Below are 13,787 nucleotides of genomic sequence, written 5' to 3' on the forward strand. Positions count from 1 at the left end.
AATAATACCACACGTTAACAATAGTTGATTTTTAAATTGCCCGCTGCAGGAGAATATTTTCGATTGAAGTAGATTTTTGGCCATGTTGAATCTAAATTTCATTATTGTAGGATTTTATCATTTTTAACTGGAGAATAATCTTGGCGTAAAGTACCGTTCAATGAAATGTTCTTGAAAAAAGCCTTAACACCAATTGCTGTGTCAAGATTTTCTTCATCTTGGATATGAAAATGAAGATGTGGTCCGGAGGAGTGACCGGAATTTCCACACTTACCAATAAAACGGCCTTGTTTGATTTTATCTCCTTCGCGAACCTTAATTGTTGAATGAGCTAGATGGCAAAAAACAAAATATTCACCTGCACTAGTTTTTACAATAACAGTATTTCCCCCTGCATTAAAATGGTTTGTAGCACCGGGAATATTGTCTTTTACACCATTCACAACCAATACGACAGTTCCGGCAACAGGGCTGATGATAGGTTTGCCAAATGCATAATAGTCTTCATTCTTTTTTCCATCATTTTTGAATGATCGCCCAGTGTCATCTGTGATTACAAAATCGAATGCATTTTTTTGCGTTTCACTCTCTATATGGTAATTCTGGGTTTTGGTATCACCGCCCCAAATAACCGTCCACTCTCCTGTGAATGGCAATATTAACGAACTGAGATTTCTTTGGATTGTTGCCAGACGCTTTTGTTTATTGGCTTCAACAGAAAATCCATTTATTTTTGAGCTAGCATTTGTAGAAATTTTTACCAAAAACTCTGCCTTTTCAAACTTGGTCAGATAAATGGCATAGCTATTTTCATATTTTTGAAACTTTTGGTTTGTTATTTTTCCAGCTTGAGATGCAAGTCCGTTTAAAAAGGCTATAGCTTTTTCTAAAGGCATTGCTGTTTGCAGCTCTTGCGAAAACATATCGAAAATCTCTGATGGTCTACCATCGTTATAAAGGGTAACAAATTTTCCTGCTGTTGCGGAAGAAGTTTGGGTTTCCTGCTGTGCAGATACCTTGGTAAAAAGCATTAGCAAAAAGGCGATAAAAAATATGGATTTCATGACGAGTATTTTAGGGTAATAAAGACTAAAATTAAGTTTATCTAAGTGGGGTTGGTGCATGTGTAATTTTAAGAAATAGCAACGCGTCAAATAAATCGCTTAAGTTGGTTTTATCATAGGAACTTGCGCCACTTTTTATTCCATACCCTACAAACCGCAGTGGCTTTTCTACTTTGGCAGGATTGAAGTTATCAGTTTTTAGATAAAAATTTGACGTACGACCACCACTAAGATATTCTTCCCAAGAGCCTGCAATCGGTTTTTCTAATTTGTAAGGCTTAATAGGACTATTATTTATCGCTCTAGCATCGGTTGTACCTCCAAAAGTTCCTTCAGCGGTTGCTGTACCTAACACAAAATAACTATTGGGTAAAGTTTTTAAGATGTAACCACCTGTGCCACCTACAACATTTCCGTAAATTCCAGTTTTCCCCAAATGTGCATTATGTGCCCAGATTACAATTTTATCTTGGCTACTTTTTGCTAGTTTGATGACATTGTGCGCCATGATACTATCTCTAGCGGCTTCGGGTAATCTACGGTAAAATGGCTCAAAACCTTGTTTTAAATTAGCTATCGCCAACAACAATCCTTGCTTTGTATCGGAGTTCCATTTTTTTTGTTGGAAAATCTTCTCAAGCGAATCAGCCGTTAGATAACCATTTTTAACAAGACGTCCTAGTAATTTCCAGTCGGATTTGTAACCTGCTTTATTCATTCCAGACCAAGCATCGTCTTGCAGCGTTGCTGCTTCACGCAAATTTTCGAGCGCTGCTGAAAATGTGGCTTCATTTAATGAGGATAAAAGTTCACTGATCATTTCTACATCAGGAAGTTGCGAAGGATAATCAATTCCATCAATACTAACTTTGTTTTTACGCTTTGCGTTGAAGTTTTTAATCCAAGTGAAAAGTTGTTTCGTTTCTTCATTTTGCCAAAGTGTGAGCAGGTATTTTTTCATCAGAGAATTTATATCTGTTGTTTCTTTAAGCTGTTTGTTAAACTGCCAAACCTCAGTAACATCATTTTCAAAGGCTACATGGTTAAAGCCAAAATCCTCGATTAACATTCTGGTGATGTAATACCTAACGCGATAAAATTCGGCCGTGCCATGTGTACCTTCTCCCAAACCTACAATTTGTTTTAGAGCCATTTCTTTAACTTGCGATTTCATTGAAGCTCTAAAGGATTTATAATCACGCATAGAAAATGGTATAGTCTGTCGTAGTTGTGCAGAACTTGGCTCGGTGTGTTGCGATTTGCCTTTAAATGAAATTAATAATGCCGAGGCTATTAAAACTACTGCTTTTAGGTGTTGGAGTTTCATATGTTTTTAATTGATGATCCAAAGAAACGTAGCCAAAATTGTTTAATTTAAAAAATTCGACTAAGTGACTTTTTTTCGCCACAAACAGGAGAGCACATTCATTCGTCGTGCAGATTATAGCTTTGGTCGTGCACATTATTTATAGTTAAAGAAATTTTCCAAATTAGCGTCATGGTTAAAAAGTCTGCATTCAATTTTCCTATTGTTTTAGAAATTTTCATTTGGCTATTTTATGTAAGTTTTTATAAATATTCTTACTACTTAGAATCGTCCGATTTGCCACACATACCTCACAACGACTTGCCCTATTTGCAAATTTGCCTTTATGCGATATTAACTACCCTCGGACTCGTTCCGTATTACCGTTACTTGGTTCCGATGTTGTTAACTCTAAAAAAATATTTTTGGCTGTTCATCATCACTTTTGTTTATTTTATTTTTGTACTTCCATTTTTTAACGATGCAGTAGCCTGGACATTTATAAAAATAACGAATGGCATGGTTGTAAATTCGTTTTTTGTTAGTGCATATGAAGGATATTTTTTAGATTGGAACCTAATTATGACAGATAGCATTGCGTTTTTATGTATTGCGTTTTCGAGATTTTCCTTTCATAATGAATATTTGAGGCACAAAATCGAAACAGACCACCTTCAGTTACAGCTTAGTCAGCTAAAAACTCAGTTACAGCCCCATTTTCTGTTTAATACCCTTAATAGCTTATACGGTATGAGTTTAACCAGGTCGATGGAAACGCCAAGGTTTATTCTATTATTGTCGCAAATGATGCAGTATATTCTTTATGATTGCAATAGTGAAGAAGTATTGCTGGCTAATGAAATAGAATTTTTTAAAGGTTATTTTGAAATAGAACAAAAAAAATTCCCAGGGGCGAAAATATCTTTAGCTATACAAGATAATTTGCCTGAGCTCAAAATTCCTCCTTTGCTTTATTTGCCCTTGGTAGAGAATAGTTTTAAACATGGAAGGCATAAGTTGGAAGATAACTTTGGGGTTGAAGCCTATATCAAACTCGAGGGAAGTACTTTGATTTTTATCATAAAAAATGAACTTTTACCAAATCAACAGGACACGAATATTAATCCCCGAGGTGGAATTGGCTTATCAAATATTCAAAAAAGGCTAGAACTTTACTATCCTAAAAAGCATAAAATGATCGTAAATCGCACAGCGAATGAATATATAGTTAATTTGGATATCACGGTATGATGAAATGTATCATTTTAGATGATGAGCCGTTTGCGCATCAAGTATTGGAAGTTTATATTAACGATACACCGGGGCTTGTGCTTGCAGCGGGGTTTAGAAACGCTGTTGAGGCCTACGAATATATGAACAAAAATACTGTTGATTTGCTTTTTCTGGATATCGAAATGCCCTTGATTAATGGGATCAGTTTTTTGAAAGCATTAAAAGAAAAACCTACAACAATTTTCACAACCGCTTACAAGCAATATGCCTTCGAGGGATTTGAACTTGGTGTGATTGATTATCTGCTTAAGCCTTTTTCTTATGATAGATTTTTGACAGCAATTGGCAAAATGAATCAAACTTCGCCGGATATTTCCTCGGATGATACTATTGCGATCCGCGAAAAAGATGGAATCTCTAATATTTTGCAGTCGAGTATTTTATATATAGAGGGTTTAAAAGATTATATCCGAATTGTAACTGAGGAAAGGGAGTACGTAGTTTACCATACGTTAAAAGGTATCTTAAGCAAATTAAACGCAAACAATTTTTTCCAGTGCCATCGTTCTTTTATCTTAAATAAAACTTTTATTGTTAGAATTAATCAGGATATTATTATTTGCAGAGATCAAAGTACCTTTCCCATTGGATCGTCATTCAAAAAGAAGTTTTTAGATTCATTAAATAAGGCGGGAGGGTGATGATAAATGTAGCCATTTGTTATGATCAATGAGTATGAGTTTGCCGAGATAATTATCGAAAATCAATATTCCCCCACGGTCTGAAAAAGCAGTTATATGTTTTAACCCTTTAGCCCTCAATCAATTTTATTAAATTTATTGCGGACGGAGTATCTGCAAATAAAACCGAAATTCTTAAAGCTGCAAAACGTTATGCAACATTTAAAAAAACAAACCAAATGTCAAAACTGAAAAAAAACAGAGAAAAACTTAACTTGACCCAGGATGAACTTTCTGTTAAATCAAAGATTTCTATAAGAACCATTCAACGTATTGAATCGGGAAATGAACCGAAAGGACAAACACTTAAATTATTAGCGAATGCTTTAGGAATCAAAGAAAATGAATTGCTTGAAGAAGTAGAAAGCAGAAGTGAAAATGACTTCGCCATAATAAAGATTATTAACCTCTCTTCATTGCCTTTCACTATAGCCCCATTTGCAAATATTATAGTTCCTCTTGTTATAATTTTTGCCAAGAAGCAATTTAACCCATTGACAAAGCAAATCGTTTCCATTCAAATATCATGGCTAATATTTTCAGTTATCATCTTTATGTTTTCTTCATTTGCGAAAAGTTGGTTTTCGCTTGGGAATAAGTTTATTTTAATCGTCATGATTTTATTGGTTTTATCTAATGTGTTTATCATCCTTAGAAACGCATTAGAAATTGATAAAAGGGGGAAACTGTTTTTTAAATTGAATTTCAGTCTCATCTAGCCTTTTGTGCAGATGACGGTACATTGTCAGGATATTGGCGGGTAGATTTTTACAATGAAAATCATTAAAAACCACATTTTTGCAGAAATAATTATTAGTTATGACAAAACAAATTTTCTTTACTGCAGCTTTTCTTGCCGTATCTATTTTTAGTGCAGTCGCACAAGCAGATAAAAATTCAGACTTATTTATTGATCTCAAAAAGCAAGATAGCCTTTTCTTCGAACGGGGGTTTAACCAGTGTGATTTAGATTATTTAGAAAGTCACATTACAAAAGATTTAAAATTTTACCATGACCAAAGTGGATTTCAGGACAAAAAAACCTTCTTTGAGAACACGCAAAAATACATTTGTTCCAATTCAGAACAAAAGCCAATCCGTAAAATACAGACAAAAAGCTTGGAAGTATTTCCACTCCATAATAATGGAAAAATATATGGTGCCATACAACAAGGGATACATCATTTCTATTTAAGAGAAAAGGGAAAAAAAGACTTATGGACCAGTACTGCAAAATTCACACATATTTGGATTTTGGATAAGGAAATTTGGAAATTAAGCGAAGTTTTGAGTTACGACCATCAGGACCCTGTAGTTGAAAAACCAGTAAATGATATTAAAAAGTTATTAATAGACAACAACGTTCCTGCATTGGGAATGGGAATAATTGAAAACGGAAAGTTGACTAAAGTTGAAGTTTACGGAACATTGGATAGAAAAACAACTGCACCTTATAATACTATTTTTAAAGTAGCCTCTTTAACTAAATCAATTTTTGCTTTGACCACATTAAAACTGATTGAAAAAGGACTGTTAGGTTTAGACGAACCTTTACACAAATATTGGGTTGACCCGGATATTAAAAATGATAAAAGATATAAAAAACTGACTCCAAGAATCATTTTAACACACCAAACTGGCTTTCCCAATTGGCGATATATGACCGAAACAAATAAACTTGCTTTTGAATTTGAACCTGGAACAAAACATCAATATTCGGGTGAAGGTTTTGAATACTTGAGAAAAGCCATTGAGAAGAAACTTGGCAAAAGCATTGAAGAACTTGCAAAAGAACTTTTATTTAATCCACTAAAAATGTCAGATACTCACTTTTGGTGGGATTCAGAATTGGATGAAACCAGATATGCTCTAAACTTCAACAAAGATGGAGAAAAAATTAAAACGGTAAAATATTATGAAGCAAATGCTGCCGCAAACCTTTTGACTACGGTTGAAGATTATGGAAAGTTTTTAGAATATATAATCAATGGAGCTGGACTATCTGAAAACCTGTATCAAGAAATGATTAAACAACAAGTAAAACTTAAAGAAAATGATTTTTTTGGATTGGGTTGGGAAATTTTAACTGATTTCAGCAATGATGAATTTGCGCTATTACATACAGGAAAAGATCCTGGCGTTAGTACATTAGCAATGTGGTTTCCTAAATCAAAAAATGGATATTTAATTTTCTTGAATGGAGATAATGTGGATAAACTTTATGAAGAATTACTAACTAAACGCCTGTATTTAGGAAATGAACTTTGGAATAAGAGATAAAAAAGTGTCTTATTATTTCATATAATTATTGACAATCCAAGGCATTATGAATTATAAATTAAATGTTTTCTAAGGATGGCCTGGTGAATTCGAATAATTGTTTAATATACTGTCCCATCATTTTGATTGAATCAATTTTTTGTGGAGCTAAGGAAAAAATAAATGAAGGTTGTACTTTTATTGACAAAGTTTTATAATGTATTCAAAGCTGTTTTTATTATTTATCCTATCTGCTCTTCTAATTAAAGTAAATGCGAGTATTACTGGTAATGCCCTAATAGGATCTTTTTTCAAAAACCAAAAATTGCAAGTGTCAGTAGAAATTCAAAGAGATACCGCTACTTGGTTTGACGTTAGTCGTAATAGGCCAGTACCAATTGCCACCTATTTCTGTCAATCACTATCTGATTCTATCAAACGGACGCATAATAAGCAAAAAGTTGTCTTGATTAATCCAGGCTATCCCGGAAAAAACACTGACTACGGATATATTGCCGGAAACCTTGCAAAACATGGCTATTATGTTGTAACCATTCAACAAAATCTGCCCTCCGATCTACCTATTCCTACAAAAGGGGATTTATATAAGCTTCGCCAATCTTATTGGAATGTTGGAGTGCAAAACATACTATTTGTTCTTGGAAAGTTAAAGAAAGTACAATCTAGTTTAGACTATGAAAATTTAATTATAATTGGACACTCGAATGGTGGTGACATATCTATGCTTCTTGCCAAGCAATATCCGAAAGTAGCGAGTATCATCATTTCTCTGGATAATCGAAGAATGCCCTTTCCGCGATCAAAATATCCAAAGGTTTTTTCTATCAGGTCTAGTGACCAGCCTGCAGACACTGGAGTACTTCCATTAGTAAAAGACCAAAAGAAATATAAAACAGTATTAGTAAATGTGAATACAGTCCATGATGATATGGGAGGCTTCGGAACAGAGGAGCAGCTATCTGAAATAAACAATCTCATAATTCAATTTCTAGGAAGTAATATTTTAAATAGACGAATGTAAACAGGTTAGTGTTCAGTCCTATTTTTATGTGTTGATATCATGTAATAGTTATGGCTAAGACACAACGAACTCCAAAAGTTACAACTATCTGTTTTTTTACACAATTTACTGAAGACATGCCTTTGGAACCTAAGTATTTAGATTAAGGCAAATCGCAATATTTCGAAATAATTGATGCATTTACAAATGCTGGTTTTAAAGTTTTAAGCGAAAAAAGGCCAGCTAAAACGGACGGTACGCTGTATGCTAGAAAAATTTCACATCGGATAGATAACCTACTTCGAATGGGCGTCAAGGTAGATCATATAACTGTAGTTGGGATTTCCAAAGGTGGAGATATTGCACAGGGCGAAATTACAATTTGCTCTTACCCATCCGCTAAGTAAAGAAAGATTTGGGCGGCTTAATTTCTATCAAAATACCGTCGATGTTTGATAGGGCTTAAAGATTTCCATTTTAGTTATTGTCACAAAAAACGAAAGCATTCATCCCCTACTTTGTATGTTTCTTTCATCTGTAAGTTTAATTTCACCAAAGACGGCAAAGAGAAAAAATGTCTCAAAAAAACGAACAATTTTGAAAGGGGTAATAGTCGAATTTGCTGTCAGGATATAAATTGAGATTTTCTTAAATAATTTATAGAATAGCAAATTTTAAACATCATCTATACATGAAGAAACCTTTGCTTTTGCTTGGACTTTTACAAGGTTTAATTGCTCTTATGAGTATGCGTGCCTACTCTCAACCGCGATTAAAAGTCTTCCTCCTAGTGTTGCAACGACGATCCCGTCTGGTCCTTGGTGCCTTATTGTAATAAATAACCATGGCAATAAATAATTTGGAGATTTCCAAACGCATAGATCATAATACCAAAACAAATATTTACATATATATTTGTGTTTGCTAAACTTGTTTAAAAAGGACGCAAATTTATCTTATTATGTAAATTTAATAACGCTCAAATGTCATTTCTGGTAATTCCAGCCTACGATAGCTTCTTTACTGCGAATAATACATAACAGCTGTCAGATGAGCAATAAAAACTCCAGGCTATAGGAGAAATCATTATTTTAGGTGAAAATCAACCGCACATTAATAAATTTTTATAACAAAATAGATAGATGGTTATTGAAACGCTCACCTGTGGCTCACTTTTGTTACTTTCTATATTATTAATCAGCAATCCTCTTAAATTAAAGACAATTGCAAACAGGTGGCTGTCCTTACTTATTTTCTGCATTTTTTGTACCCTTATTGATATGGTACTTACTAAGTCTGGCACGTATATTACCTATCCTCATCTCAAAGGATTGAGTGAATTATTCATGTTCGCTATGGCGCCGGCACTTTATCTAAGCGTGCTTTATTTTACAAGTCCGGATCATGATTTCAAAAGTATTAGTCTATTTCACTTTTTACCTTGTCTTATATTTTTACTCTATCAGCTACCTTACTTTTTCAACGATGCAGAGAGTAAACGTTTAATGCAGACCCATACAGAAGCCTTGACATCTACAGATAATTACAGGGTTATATTACTAACCTTTGCCATTAAAGTACAATTTCTCATTTATTGGCTGCTGGCATTTCTACGAGTTAAAAAACATCAAAAAAACATTCGTTTTCTAGCTTCAGACCTCCAGCCCATCCATTTACACTGGTTATATTATTTGCTATTTTTTCTATTGGCCATGTATCTTTTATGGTTGAATACTGTTTATTTCCACCTGGAATTTGCAGGTAAAATTACTGCCCCCGCTTATTTACTGGCAAGTTTTTTTATTGCTTATTATGCATTAAAACAGAAAGAAGTTTTTGCTTACAGTGAGCCAATGCTGAAATACATCAGGGAAATTTTTGAATCAGAAAATCAGCAAACTTTACAAGCAAGAGTTGCTGATGATGAAATTTGCAGGAAGAAAAAAGAAATTGAAGATTTTATGATTTCAAGTGAGATTTACCTTAATCCAGACCTCAGTCTACCTTCTTTGTCCACCGCATTGGGTTATCCTGTGCATGATCTTTCTTATGTTATAAATAAAGGATTTAACCAAAATTTCTATCAATTCATAAATGCCTACCGACTCAACAGGGCGAAAACTCTGCTTCTTTCAGATGCCCATAAGCACCTAAATATGGTCGGCATTACTTATGCATGTGGTTTTAATTCCAAAACCGTTTTTAATACGGCTTTCAAAAAGCTTACCGGAAAAACCCCTTCCGAATTTAAGAAAGCAAATGAGAAATAGTATTTCTGAGGCTGCCTAAAAAAGATGTTCGGATGGATAAATCCGAACAGAACTGCGAACTTGATTCTCCAGATTGCCTCAAAATTAATCACATGAAAAATTATCGTTTATCCGCTTTTGTTATTTTACTATCCTATTTTCTGAATGTTTCTGCCCAAACGAAGCAGGTTTTATCATTATCTAATAACAGTATAGATTCTATGTTGGTTGAACTTAATGATGCAATCATCAAATCCAAAATTCCCGGCCTTATGGTCTCCATTGTAAATAGAAAGGGTACGATATATTCTGGAGGAATAGGCTATTCAAACTTAGAGAAAAAAAGAAAAGTTACAGGTATGACCGCTTTCCGATTGGCTTCAGTAACCAAGATGTTTACTGCCCTTGCTATTGAAAAGCTTATAAGTGACGGAAAGTTTAACCTTAGTGATCCGCTGAAAAAAATTGCGCCTGAAATCCCATTTGAAAATGTTTTCGAAAAAAGTAATCCGGTTACCGTTGTACACTTGCTAGAGCATACAGCCGGGTTTGAGGATGTACAACTTGGAAGGATGATAGCCCTAGATGGCAAAAGTATGTCCGGACTAAAAGCATTGGAATTTCATAAACATTCCCTTGTCTCAAGATGGAAACCAGGTGAACGCATGTCTTATTCTAATCCCGGATATGAAGTTTTAGGGTACTTAATAGAAAAATTTTCGGGAATGAGCGTGGATCAATACATTAAAAAGAATGTTCTGTTGCCGATGGATATGAAAAACAGTACAATTTTAATGAATGGTACCATGATACAAAACCTGGCTACAGCATATCATTTTAATGGAAATGGTTACCAGGTGCTGCCTCAATATACTCTTTCAAGTAATGGCGCTACGGGCAATTTGGTTTCCTGTGCTGATGACATTTCAAAGTATCTGGTTATTTTACTTAACTATTATCAAGGTAAGACTGGGGATATAATTCCAGAAAAGAATGCTATGGAAATGGATAGCATACACAGCTCATTAGCGGCTAGAAATGGTTTGCAAATCGGATATGCTTTTGGCAATGCAGTATTTGCAAATAATAAAAAAATAACTTTTAGAGGGCACGACGGCTTAGGTGAAGGTTTCAGTTCCTGGATATTTTATAACAGATCACATGGTATCGCTTACGCTATAGCCAATAATTCGGGGCAAAACAACTGGGAAATTTCCCAAATCATTGAGTCCTTTATTACTCGCAGTCTGCCTACTGTTCATATAAATTCATCACCTGAAAATCTTAACCGGTTTAAAGAATTTGAGGGATATTACGCCCTGGCAAATCCAAAGAACGATCGTTGGGATTTTCTGCAGAAATTATTTAATGGTGTAACAGTAAGGGTTACAGGTCAGAAGATTACACTAAAAAATAATCGAGGGAATATCGATACCCTTGTGCATGTGCATGGAAATCTGTTTAGAATCCAATCGGAAATCGTGCCTGCTTTTCTTTTTTCAAAGGATGAAAATGGAAATCCCTTTCTTCAGGGTTATAATACATCCCAGTTTTTTAGCAAGACTGCGAAGGCACCTATTATTATCCAACAATACCTTTTCTATTCAGGTTTACTCTCAATGCTGATTACTCTGGTTTTAGGTCTGCTCTCATTTATCTTACTATTATTCAAAAAGATTAGTTTCAAGACATTTTTTGTATTGGTGCTGCCAGCTTTTGCCAGCGTAAGCGGATTATTGGCATACAGAAAGCTGAGTTTAACAGATGAAGTGAACAAAATTGCATTCTCATCAATAAATACTACGACACTATTTATATTTTTTACTTCAATAGGCTTCGGTTTTTTCACCCTCATTTCCTTAGTTATGCTCATTAGGCAATGGAATGTTTTAAAAAACAAGTTGATAAAGATAGTTCTTTCATTCACGATTATTATGCTGTGTTATCTTTCCGGAATATTTCTGCTGAATGGATGGATTGGGGTACGCATCTGGGTATTGTAGCCAAACGATTTATAAATTTACAGTTCTCCTCAACCCTCAAATAAATTCGTTTGCAAAACAAATTATGCTCTTTATAAAGACCCTCAATGCATACAAAAAACATTCTAGTAACGAACATTCAATGAATGGCTATTTCTCCTAAAGATCCTGAACTGTCTTTGGTAAATTTTGTGCACCAAATGGCTTCCTATAACTGCATCTGCCTCACATTCAATTGCCCCCAGTTCACTCATGCCTCGGTGCCATGGGCATAATGACGGGAATGTGTTGCTTTTTTTTCATTAATCTTAACTAATTACAAATTAATTTTACTCCCTATACTCTAATCTAATATCTTGTAAATAGATAATTTAATTTTAACATCTTAAATCCGATTAAGGAAAGTATTCCTCCCCTACTTATATCTTTCTTTCATCTGTAAGTCTACTTGCAACGAATACGGCAACGAGAAAAAATGTCTCAAAAAACGAAAGATTTTATATGATTCAAAGGAATTTTCTTAGGATAAATAAATTACAAATTAACTACTAATTACAATAAGATATGCCTAAACCTTAATTCCTCTTTATTGCTTCACGCTTCGTTTCACCCATTATTATCGTAATAACATCTTTATTCGATCTCTTTCCAAAAATCAGTTCTAAACTTTCCTCAGTTTCGCCGAAAAAACGGTTTTCACTTTCAGGAAGTATAACAGAGCTATTTCCATTTTTTGGATAGACCACTAATTTTCCGCTCTCTAGTTTTACTTCCAGAACTAAATGTGATTCCAAAATTTCATAAGCACCAACATATTTAAGAAGTTGAACAGGTTCCAAATGAATAGCTTTTTTCTTAATGGGCAGATAATAAGGCTGTCCATAAAGTATGGAGATAATTCCCTTAGCTATCATATCTAGCCCCGGCACCTCGAAGTTGGATAGTAATATTACCGCCACGTCTTCATCTGGAATTCTGGAAAAATTACTTCTAAATCCCCAGACTGCTCCGCTATGGGAAACCCTACGTTTTTCTTGTAGAGAATCAATTATCCATCCATATCCATAGGTTTTGGTATATGGTTTATAGGCACGTTCCAAAGATTTTTTACTGATAAAATTATAATTCTGCAAGATTTCATGCCATTTATATAAATCGAAAACATTGGAGTAGATCGCGCCTGCAGAATAAGTGCCGGCTGAGTCCATTAGGGGTGTTTCCTTACTGTAGTTTTTTCCAGTTTCTGCCCAATACCCCTTGGCCTTGTCATTTTTTCTCAAGCTGGCAAAATCGAATCCGCTGTTTTTTAACATGTATGGGGTAAAGATGTATTTTCGGATCGCTTGTTCGTATGTCATATTTGTAACCTTGGAGATGATGTTTCCCAATAAATAATACCCACGATTACTATAGTTAAATGATAATCCAGGTTCAGAACTGAGTTCAGTTCCATTCAATTCTGCCAACAATACTTGTTCTCTGGTCAAGACCTCCCTATCATACTTCTCCTTCTTTTCCTCTATTTTCCTATCGTTAATGCCCGAAGTATGGTTTAACAGATGTGCAATCGAAATATGGCTGCCATATTGATACCCTGGATAAAACCTGGTGATTTTATCATCAAGGGAAAGTTTTTTTTCTTCAACGAGTTTTAGGATCATGGCTGAGGTGAAAGTTTTAGTTACAGATGCAATACTAAATATTGTACTATCTGTATTCAACCTTTTTGAGGCTTGGTCTGAATATCCATATCCCTTAGCTAACAGGATCTTGCCTTTCACAGCCACCAACACGGAGCCATTAAATTCCTGAATATTAGCATAAGCACCAACGAGCGAATCGATTTTGGAAGCAAGTTTACTTTGGGAAAAAACAGGCAAAACGAATCCTATAGACAATAGTGTTGTCATTAATTTTTTAAAGTTCATATGTG

10 protein-coding genes are annotated in these 13,787 nt (G+C 34.5%); 7 read left to right on the forward strand and 3 right to left on the reverse strand.

The window, feature by feature from the left end; all coding sequences use genetic code 11:
- Window positions 1-101 precede the first annotated feature (101 nt).
- Window positions 102-1,064, reverse strand: a complete 963-nt coding sequence (locus tag ACFOWA_RS17590; RefSeq protein ID WP_378987643.1) for a peptidoglycan DD-metalloendopeptidase family protein — start codon at window positions 1,062-1,064, stop codon at window positions 102-104.
- A gap of 37 nt (window positions 1,065-1,101) precedes the next feature.
- Window positions 1,102-2,391 (reverse strand): erythromycin esterase family protein, encoded by a 1,290-nt coding sequence (locus ACFOWA_RS17595; RefSeq protein ID WP_378987646.1) that lies wholly within the window; start codon window positions 2,389-2,391, stop codon window positions 1,102-1,104.
- Between the two features lie 171 nt (window positions 2,392-2,562).
- Between ACFOWA_RS17595 and ACFOWA_RS17600 the strand changes: the two genes are divergently transcribed.
- The 7 genes from ACFOWA_RS17600 (at window position 2,563) to ACFOWA_RS17630 (ending at window position 11,875) form a co-directional block, all read left to right on the forward strand.
- On the forward strand, window positions 2,563-3,621 hold the full coding sequence (locus ACFOWA_RS17600; RefSeq protein WP_378987649.1) for a sensor histidine kinase: 1,059 nt from the start codon (window positions 2,563-2,565) through the stop codon (window positions 3,619-3,621).
- Window positions 3,618-4,304: a LytR/AlgR family response regulator transcription factor gene (locus ACFOWA_RS17605; RefSeq protein ID WP_378987652.1), complete on the forward strand. Its 687-nt coding sequence runs from the start codon at window positions 3,618-3,620 to the stop codon at window positions 4,302-4,304. The genes ACFOWA_RS17600 and ACFOWA_RS17605 overlap by 4 nt, the downstream gene beginning before the upstream one ends.
- A 218-nt stretch (window positions 4,305-4,522) precedes the next feature.
- Window positions 4,523-5,062, forward strand: coding sequence for a helix-turn-helix domain-containing protein (locus tag ACFOWA_RS17610; protein WP_378987655.1), 540 nt, complete (start codon window positions 4,523-4,525; stop codon window positions 5,060-5,062).
- Between the two features lie 100 nt (window positions 5,063-5,162).
- Window positions 5,163-6,623 carry a serine hydrolase gene (locus tag ACFOWA_RS17615; RefSeq protein ID WP_378987658.1) on the forward strand — a complete coding sequence of 487 codons (1,461 nt, stop codon included), beginning with the start codon at window positions 5,163-5,165 and terminating at the stop codon, window positions 6,621-6,623.
- Window positions 6,624-6,819: 196 nt separating this feature from the next.
- Complete coding sequence (locus tag ACFOWA_RS17620; RefSeq protein ID WP_378987661.1) at window positions 6,820-7,644, forward strand: poly(ethylene terephthalate) hydrolase family protein; 825 nt, start codon at window positions 6,820-6,822, stop codon at window positions 7,642-7,644.
- Window positions 7,645-8,765: 1,121 nt separating this feature from the next.
- Window positions 8,766-9,893 (forward strand): helix-turn-helix domain-containing protein, encoded by a 1,128-nt coding sequence (locus ACFOWA_RS17625; protein WP_378987664.1) that lies wholly within the window; start codon window positions 8,766-8,768, stop codon window positions 9,891-9,893.
- 32 nt (window positions 9,894-9,925) lie between these two features.
- Window positions 9,926-11,875 (forward strand): serine hydrolase domain-containing protein, encoded by a 1,950-nt coding sequence (locus ACFOWA_RS17630; RefSeq protein ID WP_378987666.1) that lies wholly within the window; start codon window positions 9,926-9,928, stop codon window positions 11,873-11,875.
- A gap of 554 nt (window positions 11,876-12,429) precedes the next feature.
- On the opposite strand, the gene ACFOWA_RS17635 is transcribed toward ACFOWA_RS17630, so the two are convergent.
- Entirely contained in the window at window positions 12,430-13,782 is a 1,353-nt protein-coding gene (locus ACFOWA_RS17635; protein WP_378987668.1) for a serine hydrolase domain-containing protein, read from the reverse strand.
- Between the last annotated feature and the right edge of the window lie 5 nt (window positions 13,783-13,787).

Source organism: Pedobacter lithocola, from assembly GCF_042650845.1.
GTDB classification, from domain to species: Bacteria; Bacteroidota; Bacteroidia; order Sphingobacteriales; family Sphingobacteriaceae; genus Pedobacter; species Pedobacter lithocola.